The organism is Metapseudomonas otitidis, from assembly GCF_900111835.1.
GTDB classification, from domain to species: domain Bacteria; phylum Pseudomonadota; class Gammaproteobacteria; order Pseudomonadales; family Pseudomonadaceae; genus Metapseudomonas; species Metapseudomonas otitidis.
The window spans coordinates 1-23277 of the sequence record NZ_FOJP01000032.1; the positions used below are offsets into that span (position 1 = coordinate 1).

20 protein-coding genes and 1 pseudogene are annotated in these 23277 nt (G+C 65.6%); 15 read left to right on the forward strand and 6 right to left on the reverse strand.

The genetic code is table 11. The features are described 5' to 3' along the window. From BM198_RS28060 to BM198_RS29975, 3 genes are all read right to left on the reverse strand, one after another. Positions 1–365: hypothetical protein (locus BM198_RS28060; RefSeq protein ID WP_074974096.1), on the reverse strand; the 365-nt coding region annotated here is incomplete at its 3' end. A gap of 1260 nt (positions 366–1625) precedes the next feature. Beyond that, positions 1626–1991, reverse strand: a complete 366-nt coding sequence (locus BM198_RS29970) for a hypothetical protein (protein ID WP_139233725.1) — start codon at positions 1989–1991, stop codon at positions 1626–1628. Between the two features lie 445 nt (positions 1992–2436). Beyond that, complete coding sequence (locus BM198_RS29975; protein ID WP_139233726.1) at positions 2437–2802, reverse strand: hypothetical protein; 366 nt, start codon at positions 2800–2802, stop codon at positions 2437–2439. A gap of 218 nt (positions 2803–3020) precedes the next feature. On the opposite strand from BM198_RS29975, the pseudogene BM198_RS28070 reads away from it, so the two are divergent. The 4 genes and pseudogenes from BM198_RS28070 to selO all read left to right on the forward strand — a co-directional run. Beyond that, positions 3021–3397 (forward strand): annotated as a pseudogene (locus BM198_RS28070) (acyl-CoA dehydrogenase C-terminal domain-containing protein); the annotation flags it as partial. 409 nt (positions 3398–3806) lie between these two features. Continuing rightward, entirely contained in the window at positions 3807–5555 is a 1749-nt protein-coding gene (locus BM198_RS28075) for a potassium/proton antiporter (protein WP_044403423.1), read from the forward strand. Between the two features lie 130 nt (positions 5556–5685). After that, positions 5686–8991: a mechanosensitive channel MscK gene (gene mscK, locus BM198_RS28080; protein ID WP_074974100.1), complete on the forward strand. Its 3306-nt coding sequence runs from the start codon at positions 5686–5688 to the stop codon at positions 8989–8991. 68 nt (positions 8992–9059) lie between these two features. After that, entirely contained in the window at positions 9060–10520 is a 1461-nt protein-coding gene (gene selO, locus BM198_RS28085) for a protein adenylyltransferase SelO (protein WP_074974103.1), read from the forward strand. A 416-nt stretch (positions 10521–10936) separates the two neighbouring features. On the opposite strand, the gene BM198_RS28090 is transcribed toward selO, so the two are convergent. Then, the gene (locus BM198_RS28090; protein WP_074974105.1) at positions 10937–11632 is read right to left on the reverse strand and encodes an aspartate/glutamate racemase family protein; all 696 of its coding nucleotides are present in this window, start codon (positions 11630–11632) and stop codon (positions 10937–10939) included. Positions 11633–11859: 227 nt separating this feature from the next. On the opposite strand from BM198_RS28090, the gene BM198_RS28095 reads away from it, so the two are divergent. The 3 genes from BM198_RS28095 (at position 11860) to trxC (ending at position 14742) form a co-directional block, all read left to right on the forward strand. After that, the gene (locus BM198_RS28095) at positions 11860–12837 is read left to right on the forward strand and encodes a sulfite exporter TauE/SafE family protein (RefSeq protein WP_074974107.1); all 978 of its coding nucleotides are present in this window, start codon (positions 11860–11862) and stop codon (positions 12835–12837) included. A 127-nt stretch (positions 12838–12964) separates the two neighbouring features. Further along, positions 12965–14242 (forward strand): bifunctional O-acetylhomoserine aminocarboxypropyltransferase/cysteine synthase, encoded by a 1278-nt coding sequence (locus BM198_RS28100; protein WP_074974109.1) that lies wholly within the window; start codon positions 12965–12967, stop codon positions 14240–14242. A 62-nt stretch (positions 14243–14304) separates the two neighbouring features. Continuing rightward, on the forward strand, positions 14305–14742 hold the full coding sequence (gene trxC / locus BM198_RS28105; protein ID WP_074974111.1) for a thioredoxin TrxC: 438 nt from the start codon (positions 14305–14307) through the stop codon (positions 14740–14742). Between the two features lie 126 nt (positions 14743–14868). On the opposite strand, the gene BM198_RS28110 is transcribed toward trxC, so the two are convergent. Then, positions 14869–15360 (reverse strand): BRO-N domain-containing protein, encoded by a 492-nt coding sequence (locus BM198_RS28110; RefSeq protein ID WP_244165748.1) that lies wholly within the window; start codon positions 15358–15360, stop codon positions 14869–14871. Between the two features lie 773 nt (positions 15361–16133). Here BM198_RS28110 and BM198_RS28115 point away from each other — a divergent pair. Together BM198_RS28115 and BM198_RS28120 are read left to right on the forward strand one after the other, a co-directional pair. After that, complete coding sequence (locus BM198_RS28115) at positions 16134–16577, forward strand: YiiD C-terminal domain-containing protein (RefSeq protein WP_044400616.1); 444 nt, start codon at positions 16134–16136, stop codon at positions 16575–16577. A gap of 274 nt (positions 16578–16851) precedes the next feature. Continuing rightward, a complete protein-coding gene (locus BM198_RS28120) occupies positions 16852–17670 on the forward strand; it encodes a universal stress protein (protein ID WP_044400613.1) in 819 nt (272 codons plus the stop codon). Between the two features lie 36 nt (positions 17671–17706). On the opposite strand, the gene BM198_RS28125 is transcribed toward BM198_RS28120, so the two are convergent. Beyond that, on the reverse strand, positions 17707–18474 hold the full coding sequence (locus BM198_RS28125; RefSeq protein WP_044400610.1) for a ParA family protein: 768 nt from the start codon (positions 18472–18474) through the stop codon (positions 17707–17709). A 256-nt stretch (positions 18475–18730) separates the two neighbouring features. Here BM198_RS28125 and BM198_RS28130 point away from each other — a divergent pair, with 256 nt between their 5' ends. From BM198_RS28130 to BM198_RS28155, 6 genes are read left to right on the forward strand one after another with little or no spacing between them, the layout of a single operon-like run. Continuing rightward, on the forward strand, positions 18731–19453 hold the full coding sequence (locus BM198_RS28130; protein ID WP_074974115.1) for a beta-ketoacyl synthase chain length factor: 723 nt from the start codon (positions 18731–18733) through the stop codon (positions 19451–19453). A gap of 43 nt (positions 19454–19496) precedes the next feature. Then, a complete protein-coding gene (locus BM198_RS28135; protein WP_164707400.1) occupies positions 19497–20318 on the forward strand; it encodes a lysophospholipid acyltransferase family protein in 822 nt (273 codons plus the stop codon). Further along, on the forward strand, positions 20299–20559 hold the full coding sequence (locus BM198_RS28140; protein WP_044406810.1) for a phosphopantetheine-binding protein: 261 nt from the start codon (positions 20299–20301) through the stop codon (positions 20557–20559). Before BM198_RS28135 ends, BM198_RS28140 begins: the two co-directional genes overlap by 20 nt. A 10-nt stretch (positions 20560–20569) precedes the next feature. Then, positions 20570–20824: an acyl carrier protein gene (locus BM198_RS28145; protein WP_074974116.1), complete on the forward strand. Its 255-nt coding sequence runs from the start codon at positions 20570–20572 to the stop codon at positions 20822–20824. After that, positions 20821–21366, forward strand: a complete 546-nt coding sequence (locus BM198_RS28150) for a COG4648 family protein (protein ID WP_044406804.1) — start codon at positions 20821–20823, stop codon at positions 21364–21366. Before BM198_RS28145 ends, BM198_RS28150 begins: the two co-directional genes overlap by 4 nt. Continuing rightward, positions 21363–23030 carry an acyl-CoA synthetase family protein gene (locus BM198_RS28155; protein ID WP_074974118.1) on the forward strand — a complete coding sequence of 556 codons (1668 nt, stop codon included), beginning with the start codon at positions 21363–21365 and terminating at the stop codon, positions 23028–23030. The genes BM198_RS28150 and BM198_RS28155 overlap by 4 nt, the downstream gene beginning before the upstream one ends. The last annotated feature ends 247 nt before the right edge of the window (positions 23031–23277 follow it).

Sequence of the window (23277 nt, forward strand, 5' to 3'; positions counted from 1 at the left end):
GAGGTTTGCGCAACCGGCGTACTGGACAAATCACGAGCCGCGTCCAGCAATTGCCGGGTAAGGCTCTCGTCCCGCTGCGAAGGCGTGGTCACGACACATTCTTTCCCTGCCTGGATCTGAACGCCCAGGCTCTTGTCCGCCTTGAAGCCGGCCATCATGAAGCCCATATCGCCTACCCCCACACCCAATGCCTTGGCGGCCTCCGCTGCCTGGGAAAAGTCGGGCGCAGTCTTCAGGCAGATTTCACGGAACGCCTGAATAGCGGCAGAGGGTGTGTCATTGGAAGTAACCGGAGGAATCACCGGGCCTTGATTGGAACAGGCAGCCACCAGAGCGACGGCTGCGATAAGAAAAGTACGCTTCATATTCTTTATACCCATTGAATTCAGCCTTAAGCCCCTACCACAAAACCATCTACTCAGACTTGCCCTCAAAATAAATCAAGAGACTTGGCTTACGACTAGACAGCTCTTCTTCCAGCCTAGGAATGAGCAGGGAAGCGGAATAGTTGTTGCATTTTACAAGCAATTTACCCGCAACTTCAGAAATATAGAAATTGTGGTAAAAGGCACTTGTTACCTCGCTCGTTATGCGCCTAACAACCTCAAGAACTTCCTGATCAGAGCTTTCCACCACTAAATACCCCCAAACGGGCGGTATGAACATCGCTTTTGAAATATCAATCTCCTGTATCAAAACCCCACAATTGGTACATCTTACTGGGTCTGTAGACTCCATAATACAGCTGTGACACTCATACAAATTCGGAGACCTTTTCACTTCTTCTCAACCTCGAATAGACAAAAACAGACACACAATCCCCTAAGCCAACACAACAACAAGCCAACCAGAGAAATATAATCTACAGTCTGCCAAAACCCTTGCAATCCAAAAAACAAAAAACCTCACACAGCATGCAACCGCGTTACCACATAGCTAGCAGAAGAGCAGGGAAAACTAAAAACAAGAAGAACAAAAATCACTAGACCATTAACTCAGCAAACCACTGCTGAATCCTAATAGTAATCGAGCCAATCGCTAGATTTTATCCCTCTCTTACTGATAAATTCCTGATACTTGGCCCTATGCCGCTCTGCGCTGCCCTCAATAGCGATTGGAACAAAGCCACCCCCTCTCTCTTCCACCGACATTGAAATCACTTTGACTACTCTCTGCACGCCACTTGTCATAACGCCACAAACTCTAGCTCGGTGAAATATAAAGCTATTACCTCCTCCCAATGGAAAAATCCGCTCCAATACCGAGAAAATTATTTCTGGCTCAGACACTTCTATTCTCTGAGAGCTCTCGCAATTTTCAACCTGCTCGGCCTGATCAACCTGAACAAGATACAGCTTAAAATCAATTATTATCAACCACCCAGTTACTAAAACAGAACCGCCTGCCGTCATATTTATCTCTTAATAGTCAAACAGTGAAAACCAAGCCTCCAACCCCACACTTCGACAGAAGCCTCTAAATAATCCGGACACCATACAAATCCTTCCAACACCCACAACCAATTTAGACATAAAGATCTACTTAAGCAGAGCTCTCCCTAACCCTGTAGACAAGAAAAAATCCTGACCCTATTTTCAAAAACGGCAGGCACTGAAGTTGACCACCTACTCCGGCTTACCCTCAAAACAAATTACGATATCTGGCCTACACCCACGCAGTTCATCTTCCAACCTAGGTATCAGTTTAGCGGCAGCAATCTCGTTGCACTCTATTACTAGAGCTCCATCCACTTCAAAAGTAGAGAAATTCTGATAGAAGCGATTCGTCACCTCATCTATCACACGGCTCACAGCATCCAGCTCTTCTTGATTAATGTCATTGATTACCACAACACCCCAAACAGGCGGGATCACCATCGCCCCTGAAAGATCCAACTTCCTGATTAAAACCCCACAATTCGTGCATGTTACTGGATCTTTAGACCCCATCAGGCAGCTATGGCACTCATATAAGAGCGTTGTTTTTTCCATTAACCTTTTCCACCTCTAATCAGAATAGGGGCAACTGCAGAAGGCTAGAGCATAGGTCACACCGAGCTCGAGCGTCCGACCTAGGTAATGCTGTTTTTGCTATCGATCCAGCGGAGGTACATTGATATTGCCTGCCGAAGACAGCAGAGTTCTGCTTTGGATCAAGGAGGCGTTAACAGCCAAGTCATATTGGTGGCGAGAACGCTTGAACGAGCGAGCGATCCGAACCACTTTGGTCAGTTTTTAACTAACAATCAGCAGTGCCTAAAACCAACCAAGAGCGCGAGCACTTGATAAGCAATAATTAACCTTTACCCCATGCTTCGACTTAACTCACGAAAAAACCTGGATCCACCATTATAAACTTCACGTCATTGCCATTGTAATAAATTTTAGTTTTACAGGCGCATGAGAACCTTAGTCGCACCATCTAAGAAATGCTTGTTCAGCCCCATCTGAAATCAGGCTCTATTGAATACCGAACCCCAGCAGAACCAAGAATATCTTTAACTCGTAAAACATCAACTGCTTGACCGGAGAACACTACAAAACGCCCCCCTTTAAGAGCCTTTCTAGCCTCCAAAAAATTTAGGCCTGACACTTCAGCAACAGCTCTTATATGAGCCACGCTCTTAACCCCCCCATCACAGAGGACATAATATTCTTGTTCATCAACCCTGATTTCTGGAATCTGCGTAGTAACCAATGACCAGTCACAATTGACACACTTTAAACCTTGAGCACTTCCCTCATTAAAAGCCTCTAAGCGTCCGCCACACACCTCACATGCAAGAGAAGACATTTTTTCCATTATGGTCCCCTAGGACTGAATACTTGAACTTACCTTGCTTCAAAAGATCTGGCGTATTTACAGTGGAGATCTTTTATCTAATGATGCGCGCCGCGCAACCACCATCTTCCCATCACAATAAGCCCAAACTAGGTTGGTAGGCGCCTCAACCGGAACGCCCATTTTATTGGCCAAATTCTGAGCAAAGCCGCTATCACAAGCGCCTGATGAACGAGACTTGCCAGCGCGCCGCCGCCCACAGCGAACTGGACGCCCTGCGCCAACCGCTGGAGCAACTGCTCGCCCGCCTCTCCAGCGTCACCCTCGCCCTGCTCGGCGACCTGATGCAGGGCAAGGTCGCCCAGGCCCTGGCCAACTCCGCGCTCTACCTCAACAGCTTCGGCCACGCCGTCATCGGCTGGCGCTGGCTGGAACAAGCCATCCGCGCGCAGGAAGGCCTGGCCAACGGCAACCCGCCGACACCGAGTTCTACAAAGGCAAACTGCAGGCCGCCCGCTTCTTCCTCACCTGGGAAGTGCCCGGCGTCCACCACGCCCTGGCCATCCTCGAAGCCCGCGACGACACCTGCCTGGGCATGCAAGCCGACTGGTTCTGAGTCCAACCGGACCTTTCACGCCCCGCGCACATGTGGGGCTTTTTTATGGCTCGCGGTCAGTCTTCAGCCTTCAACAGCACATACGCCTCACCGCCAGCCCGGTCATGGGCAAGGATGAATACCTGGAAACGTCCCAGAAGCCTTGAGATCGCCCGTACAGCAACCGACAGCGAGGGGAAGAACGTCCCCCGCCCTGCGGAACCCACTCATCCGCCCCACGGCCCAACACGCCGACCAACAAGTCGAAAACGTCCCCGCGCCCGTCAGACCCGTTCCAAAAAACCTGCGGATCATGGCCAAACTGTGCTTGCGGGCCGTTGCGGTCGGCAGGTTAGAATCCGGCTGGCATGCACGCTGCATGCACCTTTTCGCCCCGCCCTCGTACCCCCTTTGCAGGAGTTCCGCCAACGTGGATGCAACCACCATCAACAGCCTGTTCCTGATCGGCGCGTTGCTGGTGGGCATGAGCATCCTCGTCAGCGCGTTCGGCTCGCGCTTCGGCATCCCGATCCTGGTGATCTTCCTGGTGGTCGGCATGCTCGCCGGCAACGACGGGCCCGGCGGCATCGTCTTCAACAACTACCCCCAGGCCTACCTGGTGGGGAACCTGGCCCTGGCCGTGATCCTGCTGGACGGCGGCCTGCGAACCCGCGTCGCGACCTTCCGCGTGGCCCTCTGGCCGTCACTGTCCCTGGCCACGATCGGGGTGCTGATCACCGCCGGCCTGACCGGCGTGGCCGCCGCCTGGCTGTTCAACCTGAGCCTGCTGGAAGGCTTGCTGATCGGCGCCATCGTCGGTTCCACCGATGCCGCAGCGGTGTTCAGCCTGCTGGGCGGGCGCGGGCTCAACGAGCGGGTCAGCGCCACCCTGGAGATCGAGTCCGGCAGCAACGACCCGATGGCGGTGTTCCTGACCATCACCCTGATCGAAATGCTCAGCAGCGGCGAGACCGGCTTCAGCTGGAGCTTCCCGGTGCACATCGCCCAGCAGTTCGGCCTGGGCGCCCTGCTGGGGCTGGGCGGCGGCTGGCTGATGCTGCAGCTGATCAACCGCCTCACCCTCGCCAACGGCCTCTACCCCTTGCTGGTGGTCGCCGGTGGCCTGCTGGTCTTCGCCGTCACCAACGCCGTGGGCGGCAGCGGCATCCTCGCCGTGTACCTGTTCGGCCTGTTCCTCGGCAACCGCCCGATCCGCTCGCGCCACGGCATCCTGCACATGCTCGACGGCCTGACCTGGCTGGCGCAGATCGGCATGTTCCTGGTGCTCGGCCTGCTGGTCACCCCCCATGACCTGCTGCCCATCATCGTCCCGGCGCTGGGCCTGGCGCTGTGGATGATCCTCGTCGCCCGCCCGCTGTCGGTGGCGGTGGGGCTGATCCCCTTCCGCGCCTTCCACAACCGCGAAAAGGCCTTCATCGCCTGGGTCGGCCTGCGCGGCGCGGTGCCCATCATCCTCGCGGTGTTCCCGCTGATGGCCGGCCTGCCCAACGCCCAGCTGTTCTTCAACGTCGCCTTCTTCATCGTCCTGGTATCGCTGGTGCTGCAGGGCACCAGCCTGCCCTGGGCGGCCAAGCTGCTGCGGGTGACGGTACCGCCGGAGCCGGCGCCCATCTCCCGCGCCGGGCTGGAGGTGCACCCCACCAGCGAGTGGGAGCTGTTCGTCTACCGCCTGGGTGCCGAGAAGTGGTGCATCGGCGCCGCCCTGCGCGAACTGAAGATGCCCGAAGGCACCCGCATCGCCGCCCTGTTCCGCGGCACCGAACTGCTGCACCCCTCCGGCTCCACCGTGCTGGAAGCCGGCGACATCCTCTGCGTGGTCGGCCACGAACAGGACCTGCCCGGCCTCGGCAAACTGTTCAGCCAGGCCCCCCAGCGCGGCCTGGACCTGCGCTTCTTCGGCGACTTCGTCCTCGAAGGCGACGCCCAGCTGTCCGCCGTGGCCGCGCTCTACGGCCTGCGCCTGGACGACATCGACGGCAGCCAGCCCCTGGGCCGCTTCATCGCCCACGAGATCGGCGGCGAGCCGGTGGTGGGCGACCAGGTGGAGTGGAACGGCCTGACCTGGACCGTCGCCCTGATGGAAGGGAACAAGGTGCGCAAGGTCGGCGTCAGATTCCCCGAAGGTCACGCCCGCCCCGGACCGGGCCTGTTCCTCTGATCACGACGATTGCAGCTAAGCTGCTGCCGGCAGCAGCGACCTGATCAACGCCGCGTGACCGGGCACCACAACCGGCCCGCCACGCTGGCATAAGATTCACCGCAACCAACCAGAGCCGCCCCACGCGACCATGCCCTCCCTGCGCCCCTTACTCACTGCCGCCCTGCTCAGCCTCTGCCTGCTCGGCCCCGGCGCCCACGCCGCCGCCCCGCCCAGCAGCTCCGAAGTCCAGCAGAGCCTCGACACCCTCGCCGACCGCAAGCTGCCGGAGGCCGAGCAGAAGGCCCTCAAGGCCATCCTCGAACAGACCCTCACCCTGCTGGAGAACCAGGCCGACAGCGAAAAGCGCCTGGCCGACCTCAAGCGCCAGCTGGCCGAGGCCCCCCGGCAGATCAGCGACGCCCAGCGCGAGCTGGCCCGCCTCAAGGCCACCCGCCAGGTGCCGGTGAGCGAGCGCTACGCCAAGTCCAGCCTCGCCCAGCTGGAGCAGGTGCTCAGCCAGCGCAGCACCCAGCTCTCCGACGGGCAGAAGCAACTGGCCGAAGCCAACAGCCTGATCATCACCGCCCAGACCCGCCCCGAGCGCGCCCAGGCCGAGATCAGCAGCAACCAGGCCCGCACCCAGCAGCTCAACGCCCTGCTCAAGGTCGGCAAGGACGCCGGCAAGCCCATCAGCGAAGAGCTGCGCGACCAGTACAACGCCGAACTGGCCGCCCTCGAAGCCCAGACCCAGCTGCGCCGCCAGGAACTGGCCGGCAACAGTCTGCTGCAGGACCTGGGCAACAGCCGCCGCGACCTGATGGTGGAACGCACCCACCGCCTGGAGCAGGAAAGCCAGGACCTGCAGTCGCTGATCAACATCAAGCGCAGGGAAAGCTCCGAGCAGACCGTCGCCGAACTCTCCCGCGAGGCCCAGAAGGCCACCCCCGACAGCCTGCTGGCCGCCGAGAGCGCCACCAACCTCAAGCTCTCCGACTACCTGCTGCGCTCCACCGACCGCCTCAACGAACTGACCCAGCAGAACCTGCAGACCCGCCAGCAACTGGACACCCTCAGCCAGGCCGACCAGGCCCTGGAAGAGCAGATCAGCGTGCTCAAGGGCAGCCTGCTGCTGTCCAAGATCCTCTACCAGCAGAAGCAGGCCCTGCCGCACCTGCGCCTGGACGCCAACCTCGCCGACGAGATCGCCGACATCCGCCTCTACCAGTTCGAACTGGGCCAGCAGCGCGACAAGATGGGCAACCCGCAGGACTACGTCGACAACCTGCTGGCCCGCCAGCCGCCCGAGCAGGTCACCCCGGACCTGCGCGAAACCCTGCTGGACCTGGCCACCACCCGGGTCGAACTGTTCGACCGCCTGGGCCGCGAGCTCAACGCCCTGCTCAACGAATCCATCACCCTGCAGCTCAACCAGAAGCAGCTCGCCACCACCGCCCAGGCCCTGCGCAACACCCTCGAAGAGCAGATGTTCTGGATCCCCAGCAACAAACCGCTGGACCTGGCCTGGCTCAAGGGCGCCCCGCAGCACCTGAAGACCCAGCTCGCCGAACTGCCCTGGGGCGAAGGCGTCACCGAACTCTGGGAAGGCCTGGTGGACCGCCCCTGGCTGTTCATCCCCCTGCTGCTGCTGATCGGCGCCCTGCTCTGGCGGCGTGGCTGGCTGTACAGCAAGCTCAACGACCTGCACCGCGACATCGGCCACTACAAGCGTGACAGCCAGATGCACACGCCCCTGGCGCTGCTGCTCAACGTGCTGCTGGCGCTGCCGGTGACCCTGTTCCTCGCCCTCTGCGGCCTGGCCCTGCACATCGACGCCCGTGGCCAGAACGCCACCCTCGGCTCCGCCCTGCTGGAGATGGCCCTGGCCTGGCTGGTGTTCTACACCCTGTACCGCATCCTCGCCCCGGGCGGCGTCGCCGAGCTGCACTTCCGCTGGCCGCGCCCCCAGGTGGCGCTGCTGAGCAAGCAGATCCGCCGCCTCGGCGTGGTGGTCATGGCCCTGGTGGCCGTAGTGACCGTCGCCGAGCACCAGCCCCAGGCCCTGGCCGACGACGTCATCGGCATCATCGTCGTGCTCACCTGCTACGCCCTGATGGCCCTGGTGCTGAGCAACCTGCTGCTGGCCGAACCGATGCGCGAGCAGACCTCGCCCTTCCGCCTGCTGATCGGCATCGCCTTCACCCTGCTGCCCCTGGCCTTCATGGTCGCCGTGGGCTTCGGCTACTACTACACCTCGCTCAAGCTCACCGACCGGCTGATCAACACCCTCTACCTGCTGATCCTCGCCCTGCTGATCGAAGCCGCCTTCGTCCGGGGCCTGGCCGTGGCCGCCCGCCGCCTGGCCTACGCCCGCGCCCTGGCCAAGCGCCAGGCGCAGACCAAGGAGAACGCCGAAGGCGAGGAAGTCGCGGTGGAAGAACCGGTGCTGGACATCGAGCAGGTCAACCAGCAGTCCCTGCGGCTGATCCGCCTGGCGCTGCTGGGCGGCTTCATCGCCTGCATGTACCTGGTCTGGGCCGACCTCATCACCGTGTTCGCCTACCTCGACCAGATCACCCTCTACCAGTACGGCGCCGGCACCGGCGACGCCGCCACCCAGGTGCCCATCAGCCTGCTCGACGTACTCGGCGCGCTGATCATCGCCGGCATCACCGTCGTGCTCGCACGCAACCTGCCGGGCCTGCTGGAAGTGCTGGTGCTCTCGCGCATGAAGCTCGCCCAGGGCAGCGCCTACGCCACCACCACGCTGCTCTCCTACGCCATCGCCGGGCTCGGCTTCGTCAGCGCGCTGTCCACCCTCGGGGTCAGCTGGGACAAGCTGCAATGGCTGGTGGCCGCCCTCTCCGTGGGCATCGGCTTCGGCATGCAGGCGATCTTCGCCAACTTCATCTCCGGCCTCATCCTGCTGTTCGAGCGCCCCGTGCGCATCGGCGACCTGGTGACCATCGGCACCGTCACCGGCACCGTGAACCGGATCCGCATCCGCGCCACCCACATCACCGACAGCGACCGCAAGGAAGTGATCGTCCCCAACCAGACCTTCCTCACCAGCCAGCTGATCAACTGGACGCTGACCGACACCGTCACCCGCATCGTGCTGATCTACAACGTCAACCGTGGCGCCGACCTGGAGCTGGTGCGCAAGCTGCTGCTGCAGGCCACCCAGGAGAACAGCCGCGTGCTGCGCGACCCGGCCCCCAGCGTGCAGCTCAAGACCTACGGCGCCACCGCCCTGGAGCACGAGCTGAAGGTGTACGTGCGCGAACTGGGCGACCGGGGCCTGGCCACCGACGAACTCAACCGGCGCATCGACCAGCTGTTCCAGGAGCACGGCATCAACATCTCCTCGGTGCCGAAGATGGACGTCACCCTCAGCCGCAAGCTCCCGCCCGCCCCCGCGCCTGCCGCCGAGGACGAGGCCCCCGCCGCGCCCTGACCCCGCCCCGTGGGGACCGTCGGTCCCCACGGGTTTCCCCCGCCTCCGGGCCGTGACAAGCTGCCGCCATGAAAAATCTCGACGCCCTGCAGTTCGACAACCGCTTCGCCCGCCTCGGCGACGCCTTCTCCACCGACGTGCTGCCCGACCCGCTGGACGACCCGCGTCTGGTGGTGGCCAGCCCCGCCGCCCTGGCCCTGCTGGACCTGGACCCGGCCGAAGCCGACAGCCCGCTGTTCGCCGAACTGTTCGGCGGGCACCGCCTCTGGGCCGACGCCGCGCCCCGGGCCATGGTCTATTCCGGCCACCAGTTCGGCGCCTACAACCCGCGCCTCGGCGACGGTCGCGGCCTGCTGCTGGGCGAAGTGGTCAACCAGGCCGGCGAGCACTGGGACCTGCACCTCAAGGGCGCCGGGCAGACGCCCTACTCGCGCATGGGCGACGGCCGCGCCGTGCTGCGCAGCTCCATCCGCGAATTCCTCGCCAGCGAACACCTGCACGCCCTCGGCATCCCCAGCAGCCGCGCCCTGTGCGTGATCGGCTCCAGCACCCCGGTGTACCGCGAGCGCCGCGAGACCGGTGCCACCCTGCTGCGCATGGCGCCCAGCCACGTGCGCTTCGGCCACTTCGAATACTTCTATTACACCCGCCAGCACGAGCAGCTGCAGGCCCTCGGCGAGCACGTCCTGGCCTGCCATTTCCCCCACCTGCAGGGCCATGAACGCCCCTGGGCGGCGATGTTCCGCGAAATCGTCGAGCGCAACGCCGAACTCATCGCCCGCTGGCAGGCCTACGGCTTCTGCCACGGCGTGATGAACACCGACAACATGTCGATCCTCGGCATCACCTTCGACTTCGGCCCCTACGCCTTCCTCGACGACTTCGACGCCAACCACATCTGCAACCACTCCGACGACAGCGGCCGCTACAGCTTCAGCAACCAGGTGCCCATCGCCCACTGGAACCTCGCCGCCCTCGCCCAGGCCCTCACGCCCCAGGTGGAGGTGGACGAACTGCGCGAAACCCTCGGCCTGTTCCTGCCCCTGTACCAGGCCCACTGGCTGGACCTGATGCGCCGCCGCCTCGGCCTGACCCGCGCCGAAGACGACGACGCCGACCGGGTGCAGCGCCTGCTGCAACTGATGCAGACCAGCGCGGTGGACTACACCGGCTTCTTCCGCCGCCTCGGCGAAGACGCGCCGGAGCAGGCCGTGGCCGTGCTGCGCAACGAGTTCGTCGACCTCGCCGGCTTCGACGCCTGGGCCGCCGACTACTGCCAGCGTGCAGCACGCGACGGTGGCGAGCCGGCCGAGCGGCGCCAGCGCATGCACGCCGTGAACCCCCGCTACATACTGCGCAACTACCTGGCCCAGCGCGCCATCGAGGCCGCCGAGCAGGGGGACTACAGCGAAGTGCGCCAGCTGCACGCCGTGCTCGCCCGCCCCTTCGACGAACAGCCCGGCATGGAGCGCTACGCCGAACGCCCGCCGGAGTGGGGCAAGCACCTGGAGATCAGTTGTTCTTCCTGAAAAATGCATCAGGAGAACAAGCAGACGCTTGGGCTCAATTGATGTCGCCTGTTTCGCCTTGCCGGGCGAGTTTCTTTTTTCAGTCGCCAAAAAAGAAACCAAAAAGGCTCGCCCCAGCATCCGGGTCCCGCTTCGCGGGACTTCCCTCGCTCCATCGTTGCTCCGGGGGCCGGCGCGATGGGCCATCCATGGCCTGGCGCGCCTCTCACGGCATCCATGCCGTTCGTCCCCCTGCGCAACGACTGCACTCGGCCTCCTGAAGGGGCAGTGTCCCTGCACCACCCCCCGAGCCCAGTAGGACTTCATGGTGCGCTTCGGATTTTCCCCTCTCCCTTCCGGAGAGGGGCAGGGATCGGGTGCTTGCGAAGCCCTGGAGATTCACAGCAGAAGAGGGTGACTCAGCCTCCTGGAGTGCTTCAGGACGCCAGCAACCACTCCAGCCCCATCGCCACGTGCCGCTCGGTGCTGTCCACCAGCGGCAGCGGCGCCTCGCAGCCTTCCAGCAGCAGGCCGATCTCGGTGCAGCCGAGGATCGCCGCCTGGGCGCCGGCCGCGCGCAGGCGCTCCAGTTCGGCCAGGTAGAAGTCCCGCGAGGCCGGCAGGAAGCGGCCCTGGCACAGCTCCTCGTAGATCACCCGGTCCACCTCGGTCATCGCCTCCGCCCCCGGCACCTGCACGCGGATGCCGAAGCGCTGCGCCAGGCGCTCGCGGTAGAAGGTTTCCTGCATGGTGAAGCGGGTGCCCAGCAGGGCCACGTTGTCCACCCGCATCGCCTGCAGGCTGTGGCCCACCGCATCGCCGATGTGCAGCAGCGGGATCGCCAGCACCGCCTCCAGGGCCGGAGCCACCTTGTGCATGGTGTTGGTGGCCAGCAGCAGCGCCCCGGCACCGGCCCGCTCCAGCCCCTGCGCCGCCTCGGCCAGGCGCTGGCCGGCCTCGTCCCAGCGGCCACCGGCCTGCAGCGCGGCGATGCCGGCGAAGTCCACCGAATGCACCAGCAGCGGCGCCGAATGCAGGCCACCCAGGCGCGCACGCACCCCCTCGTTGAGCAGCCGGTAGTAGCTCAGGGTCGACTCCCAGCTCATCCCGCCCAGAACACCCAGCACCTTCATACACACCTCCCGGAAAATGGCCCCCAGCCTAGCCCAGGGCCCGCAACGGGCGGCGCATACAGTTGCCGAGGGATGGGCCGGTACAGCCCGGTGGCCAATGCCCCTTCAAATCAAATGGAATAAGAACCTGCGGAAATCTTCTTAGACTCTCTAAGCAAAGCCGCTTATCTTCGCCGCCTGTTTATTCCGGCCTGTTCTACCACCCACTGTCAGGCGCCGTACCCCTCATGAAGATCCGCAACCTCGACCTCAGCCAGAGCCCGGTCAACAACGAACACCAGGCGCTCGGCATCCCCCCCGTCGAGGATTTCGTCACCCACCCCGACAACCACCCGGTGCTGCGCGCCGCGATGTGGGTCGCGGTGCTGATCCTCGTGAGCCTGCTCGGCTTCCTCGCCTGGCGCTTGTTCTTCGGTGACCACGGCGGCGAAACCGGCCTCGACATCATCGAACGCGCCCTCACCAGCCCCAGCTTCTGGAGCGCCGTCGCCGTGGGCTTCCTCGCCCAGGTGGTGGATGGCGCCCTGGGCATGGCCTACGGCATCACCGCCACCACCTTCCTGCTCACCGCAGGCGCCTCCCCGGCGGCGGCCAGCGCCAGCGTGCACATCGCCGAAGTGTTCACCACCGGCCTCTCCGGCATCTCCCACGTCAAGCTGGGCAACGTCAACAAGTCCCTGTTCCTGCGCCTGCTGCTGCCCGGCATCATCGGCGCCGTGCTCGGCGCGGTGCTGATCACCTCCTTCGACGGCGCCGTGCTCAAGCCCTTCATCTCCGCCTACCTGCTGCTGATGGGCCTGTACATCCTCAGCAAGGCCTACCGCCACGTCGCCCAGCGCCGCGCGCCCAAGCACGTGGCCAAGCTGGCGCTGTTCGGCGGCTTCGTCGACGCCGCCGGTGGCGGCGGCTGGGGCCCGGTGGTCACCAGCAGCCTGCTGGGCTCGGGCAGCGACCCGCGCACCACCATCGGCTCGGTGAACTTCGCCGAGTTCTTCCTGACCATCTCCAGCGCCACCTCCTTCATCCTCCTGGCAGGTGAGCTGAACACCTGGTTCATGGTGGCCGGCCTGGTCTTCGGCGGCCTGTTCGCCGCGCCCTTCGCCGCCCTGCTGTGCAAGAAGCTGCCGGCGCGCACCCTGCTGACCCTGGTCGGCACCCTGATCACCCTCATCAGCGCCTTCAACATCTACATCGCGCTGCGCTGAGGCGATCTAACTCCCTGGCTTTTCGGTCTAAAAACGCCCGAATCCGATTGCCTCAGGTCATTGACCCGGGGCCCCGGCGTTTTCCATGCTGCGCACCTCCATCGCACCCTGAAGGAACGCAGGCCCAATGAAACCGGAAACCCTTGCCATCCACGCCGGCTACAGCCCCGACCCGACCACCAAGGCCGTGGCCGTGCCGATCTACCAGACCACCTCCTACGCCTTCGACGACACCCAGCACGGCGCCGACCTGTTCGACCTCAAGGTCGCCGGCAACATCTACACCCGCATCATGAACCCCACCAACGACGTGCTGGAGAAGCGCGTCGCCGCGCTGGAAGGCGGCGTCGGCGCCCTGGCCGTGGCCTCCGGCATGGCCGCCATCACCTACGCCATCCAGACCGTCGCCGAGGCCGGCGACAACATTGTCTCGGTGGCCAAGCTCTACGGCGGCACCTACAACCTGTTCGCCCACACCCTGCCGCGCTCCGGCATCCAGGTGCGCTTCGCCGCCCATGACGACATCGCCGCCCTGGAAGCGCTGATCGACGAGCGCACCAAGGCCGTGTTCTGCGAATCCATCGGCAACCCGGCCGGCAACATCATCGACCTCGCCGCCCTGGCCGCCGCCGCCCACCGCCACGGCGTACCGCTGATCGTCGACAACACCGTCGCCACGCCCATCCTCTGCCGCCCCTTCGAGCACGGCGCCGACATCGTCGTGCACTCGCTGACCAAGTACATCGGCGGCCACGGCAACAGCATCGGCGGCATCGTCGTCGACTCCGGGAAGTTCCCCTGGGCCGAGCACAAGGCACGCTTCCCGCTGCTCAACACCCCGGACGCCTCCTACCACGGCGTGACCTACACCGAAGCCTTCGGCCCCGCCGCCTTCATCGGCCGCTGTCGCGTGGTGCCGCTGCGCAACATGGGCGCCGCCCTGTCGCCGTTCAACGCCTTCCTCATCCTCCAAGGCCTGGAAACACTGGCCCTGCGCATGGAGCGCCACACCGAGAACGCGCTGAAGGTCGCCCACTTCCTCCAGGCCCACCCGCAGGTGGCCTGGGTGAAATACGCCGGCCTGCCGGACCACCCCGAGCACGAACTGGCCCAGCGCTACACCGGCGGCAAGCCGGCGGCGATCCTCTCCTTCGGCATCGTCGGCGGCGCCGAAGCCGGCGCGCGCTTCATCGACGCCCTCAACCTGGTGGTGCGCCTGGTGAACATCGGCGACGCCAAGTCCCTGGCCTGCCACCCGGCCTCCACCACCCACCGCCAGCTCAACGACGAAGAGCTGGAGAAGGCCGGCGTGCCGCGCGACATGGTCCGTCTGTCCATCGGCATCGAGCACATCGACGACATCCTCGCCGACCTCGGCCAGGCCCTGGAGGCATCGCGCGGCTGACGCGCGGGCTTGATATTCGGCCGGTCGGCTCCAGATCAGGGAAACCTGATCCGGAGCCGACCATGACCGACCCCCTGATGATTCCCTGCGCCCACTGCGCCGGCCTCAACCGCATCCCCGCCAACCGCCTGGGCGACTCGCCCCGCTGCGGCCACTGCAAGGCCGCCGTGCTGCCGGCCAGCCCCTTCGACCTCAGCGAAGCCACCTTCGCCAAGCAGCTGCGCGGCGACCTGCCGTTGCTGGTGGACGTCTGGGCCGACTGGTGCGGCCCCTGCAAGGCCTTCGCCCCCACCTACCAGCAAGCCGCCACCCAGCTCCAGGGCCGCTGCCGACTGGGCAAGCTGGACAGCGAAGCCAACCGGCAACTGGCCGGGCAGCTCAACATCCGCTCCATCCCCACGCTCATCCTGTTCAAGGGCGGCGTCGAAATCGCCCGCCAGAGCGGCGCCCTGCCCCTGCCGCAACTGCTGGGCTGGCTGAAGAGCCAGGGGATCGCCTAGGCACCCGTAGGATGGGCTGAGCTGTGCGAAGCCCATCATCGCGGGTGTTCAGGCGTGCGGCAGGCCCCGGACTGAAGTCCGGGCTACGGGGCGCATCGCCCGCCCCGCAGGTTGCGCGCCTGTCGGTCAGCCGATGACCCGGGGCCGGGCCTGGGGCAAGACCGGGCAATCACCCAGGTGGACCCAGGCCTTGCCCTGCCAGCGCAACACCTCCAGCGGGCACGCCTGCCACTGCACCACATCGCGGTAAGGCCGCAGGCCGTCCGGGTGCTGGGCCTCGCGCAGGCGCGGGATCACCTCACGGCTGATCCAGCGACGGATGCCGCTGTTCTCCGGGTGGTAGTAGAAGATCAGCAACGCATAAACCCCGCAGTCGCTCACCAGCAGCTCCCGCCGGTACTCGCCACGGCTGTCGCGCACCCAGGCGGGCTGCAGCTGGTCCGGGTCCAGGTTGCGCGGCGCACGCTCGTCGAGCGGCACGCGGTTGATCAGCCGCGCCAGGTCGTTGAGGACGAACCAGGGCTCGTCGTCCAGCAACAGCGCACGGAGCTGGCGGCGATGACGGGTGAACAGGGAAGGAATAAGGATTTCGTCGTCGTGACGGGGGGAATCGGGCATGTCCATTACCTCTACGTGGTCTGACAGCTTTCTCAGGGCTGTTGGCGTCGGGAGTTAAGAAACCCCACGTAGAAGGCCGGGCGTATTTCCCTTTCGGGTCTTGTATTAGCCCACTCCCGACAAAGCAGAGGTTTTGAGCGTGCGCGAGTGTGCCGCAAGCACAAAAAAGCCGCTGGCTATCGGGAGCGGTCAGGCCGCTACGTGGGTAAGCGTTTCTTAGGCGCCGGGGACGGAGGCTATGGGCACCTCAGAGAAGCAGCAAGGCAGTTAGCGCGTGGGAAATGGCTGATGCCCACGCGCACGCCGGCAATGATGGGCTTCGCACAGCTCAGCCCATCCTACGGAGCGCCCTGCCAAGCCGTAGCCCGGACTTCAGTCCGGGAACCCACGCCCAAGGCATTCGCCATGCACCGGCCTTCGTAGGATGGGTTGAGCTCGGCGAAGCCCATCGCCCCGGTAGAAGCCCATGCCACTGAGCCCGTAGCCCGGACTTCAGTCCGGGAACCCGCACCCAAGGCATTCGCCATGCACCGACCTTCGTAGGATGGGCTGAGCTCGGCGAAGCCCATCGCCCCGGTAGAAGCCCATGCCACTGAGCCGTAGCCCGGACTTCAGTCCGGGAGCCTGCGCCCGAGCATCCGGCATACGCCGCCCATCGCCCCGGTTGAAGCCCATTCCCCTGAGCGTTTCGGTCACCCCCGCTGGCCGCGCCGGTCATTGCCCGGTGGGCATGAGCGACTAGGCTCCAGGCATTCGTCCAGCCGGAGTTCGTCATGCAATTCAACGAAGAGATGGCCCGCCACTTCACCGAAGACAAGATCGCCTTCGTCAGCCGCATGGGCCTCAAGGCCCTGACCCTGGAACCGGGCTACGTGAAGCTGATGGCCCCGCTGGCCGGCAACCAGAACCACATCGGCACCCTCTATGCCGGCGCCCTCTTCACCCTGGCCGAGGTGCCCGGCGGCGCGCTGTTCCTCACCAGCTTCGACACCCGGCGCTTCTACCCCATCGTCAAGGAGATGAACCTGCGCTTCCGCCGCCCCGCCACCGGCGACATCACCGTGGAGGCGCGACTCGGCGCTGATGAAATCGCCCGCATCCAGGCCGAGGCCAGCGAGACCGGCAAGGCCGAGTACCTGCTGGAGCTGGACCTGGTGGACGCCAGCGGCGAAGTGGTGGCCAAGAGCCGGGGGCTGTACCAGCTGCGCGCCCACTGACCGCGCGGGGCCCTTGCCGTGGATCAAATTGCCGCGCGGCGCCATGCCTCACAGTGGCGCCTCTTCGCCTGAGCGCCCCGGTGGGCGCCCTGCTTTAACTCCGGCAGCGCCAATCTCGTCCCCGAAAACGTAGACGAGGCAGTCAGCGCAAGGCGAAAGCAGGCGAAAACGCGCAGTTTACGCAGTGTAAATGAGCAGTTTGAGCCTGCTTTCAACGCCGCGATGACAACGCAGGTAGTTTCTCGACAGGCCCTTACAGGAGGTTCCCGCCACCATGTTCAAGCACATCCTCATCACCCACGACCTGAGCCGCGAATCCGACCTCGCCCTGCAGCGCGCCGTCGCCCTGGCCCATGGCTACGGCGCGCGCCTGACACTGCTGCACGTCCTTGAAGACCACCTGCCCAGCACCCTGCAGGAGAACCTGCGCGACGGCGCCCAGAAGCTGTTCCAGCAACGCCTGGAACAACTCGGCGCCCTGGACGCCCAGGTGCTGCTGCGCAAAGGCCGGCCGGCCCTGCAGATTCTCGAAGAGGTGGAGGAAAGCGGCGCCGACCTGCTGGTGATCGGCAACCACCACCACAACGCACCGGAACTGTTCATCGGCACCACCCTGGAGCGCGTCACCCGCCACGTGGCCATCCCCGTGCTGCTGGTGGTGGGCGAGAAGCCCGAGCCCTACCGCAGCGGCGTGGTGGCCCTGGACTTCTCCCTGTGCGCCTGCGACGCGCTGCGCGCCGCCTGCTCGCTGCTGGGCGCGGAAGGCCGCCTGACGGCGGTGAACGTGATGGAGCTGACCGGGCGCCTGCTGGCCAAGGCCGGCACCGCCGGGGACTACGTCGGCACCCAGCGCGGCCTGCTGGAGCGCCTGCTGGCCGATGAGCTGGGCCACGTCAAGGACACCCCCAGCATCGACCTGCAGGTGACCCAGGGCGCCCTGCCCCACGCCCTGGACGAGCGCATCGCCGCCGCCAAGCCGCAGTTCGTCGCCCTCGGCAGCCACAGCCGCAGCATGGTCGCCCAGGCCCTGCTCGGCAGCCAGGCGCTGCACCTGCTGCAGCGCCCGCCGTGCGACGTGCTGATCGTCAAGTAAGGGGAGACGGGGCGCGCAACGCGCCCCGGTGGGAGGTCAGGCGTCCAGCAGGTCGTGCAGTTCGACGAACTGCTGGGTCAGCTTGTGGCTGCGGTCCAGGTGGATCAGCGGCGTGCACACCTGGTGGGACTCGCGCATCTTCACCGAACTCATCAGGTTCACCGGCAGCACCGGCAGGCCCTCGGCGACCAGCTCGTCCAGCAGCTGCTGGGGCAGCGTGGCGCGGGGCTGGAACTGGTTGACCACGATGCCCTCCACCTCCAGGTCCTCGTTGTGGTCTTCCTTCAGCTCCTCGATCTCGGCCAGCAGGCCGTAGAGGGCATTGCGCGAGAAGCTGTCGCAATCGAAGGGAATCAACACGCGATCCGCCGCGATCAGCGCCGAAACCGTATAGAAATTCAGTGCCGGCGGCGTATCCAGGTAGATGCGGTCGTAGTCCTCGGCCAGCTCGTCCAGCAGTTTGCGCAGCTTGTTGATCTTGTGCTTGGCCTCCAGCTTGGGCTGCAGGTCCGCCAGCTCGGCGGTGGCGGTCACCACGTGGAGGTTGTCGAAGGGCGTCTCGTAGATGTCCACCTTGCCCTTGCGGGTGAAGGGGCTGGAGGCCAGCGTCTGCTTGAAGAAGTCGGCAATGCCGATGGGGATGTCCTCCCCGGTGAGGCCGGTCAGGTAGTGGGTGGAGTTGGCCTGGGCGTCCAGGTCGATCAGCAGGGTGCGATAGCCCTCCGCCGCACTCACCGCTGCCAGGTTGCAGGCGATGCTGGACTTGCCCACGCCGCCCTTCTGGTTGAACACCACTCGCCGCATCTCACACCCCCTGTCCCTTGGAATAGACCCCGGATTCTATGCAAAGCCCATGACAAGGGCGAGGGACGCGCAGGACTTTTCCACACCCGTCAGAAGTTGTGCCTTACATCCGAATTTTGTGTCAGCAATTTGCAGATAGGTCCGTAGGACTGAAATAATGTGGCGCTTTGCTATGGCGTCATCGACCGGGCTTCTGCCGTCAGCGATTGCCAGTCGACATGGACGCCCGACAGGGGCCGAAAAGAGCTCTTTCAGCGTGACTCACTTCAGCATCGAACAATGGCGTGCCTGGGCCCCAGGCCTGGAAACCGTGGACGCCTGGCGTACCTGGTGCGCAGAGCCCTTCCTGCCCGATCTTGTCGATGCCCAGCCCGATGTCGCCTTCCTCCCGGCCATGCAACGCCGCCGCCTGTCGCGCCTGGCACGCATGGCCATGAGCGTCGCCTGGCCCCTGGTGAGCGACGGCGAGCAGGTGCCCATGGTGTTCGCCTCGCGGCACGGGGAAACGCCCCGCACCCTCGCGCTGCTGCAGGACCTGGCGCGCGGCGAGCCGCTCTCGCCCACCCAGTTCAGCCTCTCGGTGCACAACGCGGTCATCGGCCAGTGGTCGATCCTGCGGGGCGACACCAGCGAGATGACCGCCGTGGCCGCCGAAGGCGACGGCCTGGAACACGCCCTGCTGGAAGCGGCCGGCCTGCTGGCCGACGGCGCACCGGCGGTGCTGCTGGTGATCACCGAAGAGAGCCCGCCGGACCTCTACCACCCCCTGGTCGACGACGTGCCGTTCGCCTACGCCCTGGCCCTGCGCCTGGTGCCCGGCCACGACTGGTCGCTGACCCTGGCCCCCGCCCCGGCGGAGGCCACCCCCGCCGCCTGGCCCCATGCCCTGGGCCTGCTGCGGGCCCTGCACCTGGACCTGCCACGTATTCAGCATCATTGGAAGAGCCGTACATGGACCTGGCAACGCAACCGACCCTGAGCCCCTGCGCCCCGCTCCCCACCGCCCGCACGGCAGGTGCCCGATGAACGCACCGGAGCGCTTCCTCACCCCGGCCAGCGTCGAGCGTCCCGACGCGCCCTACTGGTGGCGCCTGATCGCCACCGCGCTGTCCTTCACCCTGTTCGGCATCGGCGGGGTGCTGCTGCGCATCCTCGTGTTCCCCCTGCTCTCGCTGCTGCCGGGCGACGCCACCGACCACCGCCGCCGCGCCCGCGCCACCACCAGCCGGCTGTTCTGGCTGTTCGTGCAGTTCATGCACCGCAGCGGCGTGCTCACCTATGAAGTGGAAGGCGCCGAACGCCTGGGCCGCCCCGGGCAGATGGTCATCGCCAACCACCCCTCGCTGATCGACGTGGTGGTGCTCATCGGCCTGATCCGCGACGCCAACTGCGTGGTCAAGCAGAGCCTCTGGGACAACCCCTGCATGCGCGGCCCGATCCGCGCCGCCCAGTACATCAGCAACAGCGGCAGCATGGACATGCTCGACGAAGCCGCCCGCGTGCTGGAGGAAGGCCAGACCCTGATCGTCTTCCCCGAAGGCACCCGCACCACGCCGGGGCAGGCCCCGCAGTTCCACCGGGGCGCCGCCGCCATCGCCCTGCGCGGCGCACGCATCGTCACCCCGGTGACCATCAGTGTGACGCCCACCACCCTGACCAAGGCCGAGCCCTGGTACAGCATCCCGTCGCGGCGCTTCCACTTCCATCTGCGCGTCGGCCAGGACATCGATCCCAAGGCCTTCGCCGACCAGGGGCCGGCGCCGATCGCCTCGCGCCGCCTCAACGACCATCTCCACCACCATTTCATGAAGGAGCTCGGCCTGGATGAGCGCTCTGCAACTTGAGATCAAGAACCTGATCATCGAGGCCCTCGGCCTCGAAGACATCGGCCCGCAAGACATCGGCGACGAGCAGACCCTGTTCGGCGAAGGCCTCGGCCTGGACTCGGTGGACGCCCTGGAACTGGGCCTGGCCATCCAGAAACGCTTCGGCATCAAGATCGACGCCGAAGCCAAGGACACCCGCAAACACTTTGCCAACGTGGCCAGCCTCGCGGCCTTCGTGTCGGCACAGAAAGCCGCCTGAGGGGGCCGCGATGCAAAACCGTGATGAGATCTTCGCCACCCTGCGCGACGCCCTGGTCGAGCTCTTCGAGCTGGAGCCCGAGCGCGTCACCCTGGAGGCCAACCTCTACGAAGACCTGGAGATCGACAGCATCGACGCCGTCGACCTGATCGACCACATCAAGCGCCAGACCGGGCGCAAGATCGCCGCCGAGGAATTCAAGGCCGTGCGCACCGTGGGCGACGTGGTCGAGGCCGTGCACCGCCTGGTGAACCCCGCCGAATGAGCCGGCTCGTCGGGCTGCTGCTGGTGCTGGCCGGGCTGGGCTACCCCTTCGCCGTGTACTACGGCATGGAGCACCTCTCGCCGCGCCTGTTCGCCCTGCTGCTCGGTGGCCTCTGGCTGGCCCGCAGCCTGGGCAGCGCACAGCGCCCCGGCAGCCGCCTGACGGCCTTCGCCGCCCTGGGCTTCTGCCTGCTGCTGGGGCTGGCCAACCAGGCCGACCTGCTGCGCTGGTACCCGGTGCTGATGAGCGCCGTGCTGCTCGGCCTGTTCGGGGCCAGCCTGCTGCACGGCATGCCCGTGGTGGAACGCCTGGCCCGCCTGCGCGAGCCCGAGCTGCCCGAGGTGGCCGTGCGCTACACCCGCCGCGTGACGGCGGTGTGGACCCTGTTCTTCCTGCTCAACGGCCTGGTAGCGGCCGCCCTCACCCTGTGGGCGCCGCTGGCCTGGTGGACGCTCTATACCGGCCTCATCGCCTACCTGCTGATGGGGCTGCTGTTCGCCGGGGAATGGCTGGTGCGCCAGCGTGTACGGAGATTCGCGTGACCTGGATCGTCCCACAGGAGCTGCTGCTCGACGCCCACCCCGGGCGCCCGGTGGCACTCGACCCCGCCCTTGACCACGCCGGCTTCGCCCAGCGTGCCCTGACCCTGGCCGGTGCCCTGCAGGCACGCGGCACCCAGCGCGTGGCCCTGTACCTGGAAGACGGCGCAGACCTGGCCATCGCCCTGTTCGGCGCCTGGCGTGCCGGCGTCGACGTGCTGCTGCCGGCCGACGCCCAGCCCGAGACCCGCCGGCGCCTGGCCGACGGCTGCGACCTCTGGCTCGACAGCCTCGACGGCCTCGACGGCCCGGCCCTGCACGCCGCCGCCCTCGACCCCGAGCACTGCCGGCTGACCCTGTGCACCTCCGGCTCCAGTGGCGAACCCAAGCTGATCGGCAAGACCCTGCGCCAGCTGGGCAACGAAGTAGAGGCCCTGGAAGCGCTCTGGGGCGCCGACCTCGCCGGCGCCACCCTGGTCGCCAGCGTCTCCGCCCAGCACATCTACGGCCTGCTGTTCCGCGTGCTCTGGCCGCTGTCCGCCGGCCGCCCCTTCGTGCGCCGCGCCCAGCCCTTCGCCGAAGACCTCCAGCGCGCCAGCCTCGCCGCCGCGCCCGCCGGCTTCGCCTGGGTGGCCAGCCCCGCCCTGCTCAAACGCATGGGCGACAACCTCGACTGGCCCGCCCTGGCCGCCGTGCGCCGGGTGTTCTCCTCCGGCGGCGCGCTGCCGGCGGACGCCGCCGAGGCCCTGCAGCAGCGCCTCGGCCAGTGGCCGACGGAAATCTACGGCAGCTCCGAAACCGGCGGCATCGCCTGGCGCCAGGGCGGCAGCCGCTGGGCGCCCTTCGCCGGCGTGGCGGTCGGCCAGGACGCCGACGGCGCCCTGCACCTCACCTCGCCCTACCTGCCCGAGGGGCACCGCGAGCAGACCGCCGACGCCGTGCGCATCGACGCCGACGGCCGCTTCGAACTGCTCGGGCGCCTCGACCGCATCGTCAAGCTGGAAGAGAAACGCATCTCCCTGCCCATGCTGGAACAGGCCCTCGGCGAGCACCCCTTCGTCGGCGAAGCGCGCCTGGGCGTGGTGCAGGAAAACCGCGCCTTCCTCGGCGCCCTGGTCGCCCTCTCGCCCCAGGGCCTGCACGCCCTGCGCAACGGAGGCCGCCGCGCCCTGACCGAAACCCTGCGCAAGCACCTGGCCGGCCACTGCGAAGCCATCGCACTGCCGCGCCGCTGGCGCCTGGTGCGGCAACTGCCGTGGAGCAGCCAGGGCAAACTGCCCCAGGTGCAGGTGGACGCCCAGCTCAAGGCCCCGCGCCCGACCCGCGTCGAACCCCTCAGCGCCCACGAACAGGACGGCGAATGGCGCCTGGAGCTGGAAGTGCCCCTGGACCTCGCCCACTTCTCCGGCCACTTCACCGCCACCCCCGTGCTGCCCGGCGTGGTGCAGATCGACTGGGCCCAGCACCTCGCCCGCCAGGTCATGGCCCTGCCCCCGCGCTTCGCCGGCATGGAAGTCCTCAAGTTCCAGCAACTGGTCCGTCCCGGCGACCGCCTGCACCTGTCCCTGCGCTTCGACACCGACAAGGGCAAGCTCTACTTCGCCTTCCGCAACGGCGAAGCCGCCTGCTCCTCCGGGCGCATCCTGTTGGTGGCCGACCATGCGTAACACCAGCGCTGCCTTCTCAACCGTGGATATGAACCTGCCGCTCTGGATCGGCGAACACCTGCTCGTGCCCTGCTCAGAAGGTGGGCGGGGCAAACGCCCCTTCAGGGGTCCGAATGCAGGCGTTGCGCGAGAGGCGTGTCAGGCCGTGGATCGCCTGTCGCGCCGGGCTCCCGGCGCAACGATGGGAGCGAGGGCACCCCGGCGCAGCCGGGGCCGGATGCAGGGGCAAGTTTTTGGATTCCTTTTC

Coding starts and splice junctions, on each gene's coding strand:
- selO (WP_074974103.1), top strand. CDS start 9,060: ATGAAAAATCTCGACGCCCTGCAGTTCGACAACCGCTTCGCCCGCCTC.
- BM198_RS28090 (WP_074974105.1), bottom strand. CDS start 11,632: ATGAAGGTGCTGGGTGTTCTGGGCGGGATGAGCTGGGAGTCGACCCTG.
- BM198_RS28115 (WP_044400616.1), top strand. CDS start 16,134: ATGCAATTCAACGAAGAGATGGCCCGCCACTTCACCGAAGACAAGATC.
- BM198_RS28135 (WP_164707400.1), top strand. CDS start 19,497: ATGAACGCACCGGAGCGCTTCCTCACCCCGGCCAGCGTCGAGCGTCCC.
- BM198_RS28120 (WP_044400613.1), top strand. CDS start 16,852: ATGTTCAAGCACATCCTCATCACCCACGACCTGAGCCGCGAATCCGAC.
- BM198_RS28125 (WP_044400610.1), bottom strand. CDS start 18,474: ATGCGGCGAGTGGTGTTCAACCAGAAGGGCGGCGTGGGCAAGTCCAGC.
- BM198_RS28140 (WP_044406810.1), top strand. CDS start 20,299: ATGAGCGCTCTGCAACTTGAGATCAAGAACCTGATCATCGAGGCCCTC.
- mscK (WP_074974100.1), top strand. CDS start 5,686: ATGCCCTCCCTGCGCCCCTTACTCACTGCCGCCCTGCTCAGCCTCTGC.
- BM198_RS28110 (WP_244165748.1), bottom strand. CDS start 15,360: ATGCCCGATTCCCCCCGTCACGACGACGAAATCCTTATTCCTTCCCTG.
- BM198_RS28100 (WP_074974109.1), top strand. CDS start 12,965: ATGAAACCGGAAACCCTTGCCATCCACGCCGGCTACAGCCCCGACCCG.
- BM198_RS28095 (WP_074974107.1), top strand. CDS start 11,860: ATGAAGATCCGCAACCTCGACCTCAGCCAGAGCCCGGTCAACAACGAA.
- trxC (WP_074974111.1), top strand. CDS start 14,305: ATGACCGACCCCCTGATGATTCCCTGCGCCCACTGCGCCGGCCTCAAC.
- BM198_RS28150 (WP_044406804.1), top strand. CDS start 20,821: ATGAGCCGGCTCGTCGGGCTGCTGCTGGTGCTGGCCGGGCTGGGCTAC.
- BM198_RS29975 (WP_139233726.1), bottom strand. CDS start 2,802: ATGGAAAAAATGTCTTCTCTTGCATGTGAGGTGTGTGGCGGACGCTTA.
- BM198_RS29970 (WP_139233725.1), bottom strand. CDS start 1,991: ATGGAAAAAACAACGCTCTTATATGAGTGCCATAGCTGCCTGATGGGG.
- BM198_RS28145 (WP_074974116.1), top strand. CDS start 20,570: ATGCAAAACCGTGATGAGATCTTCGCCACCCTGCGCGACGCCCTGGTC.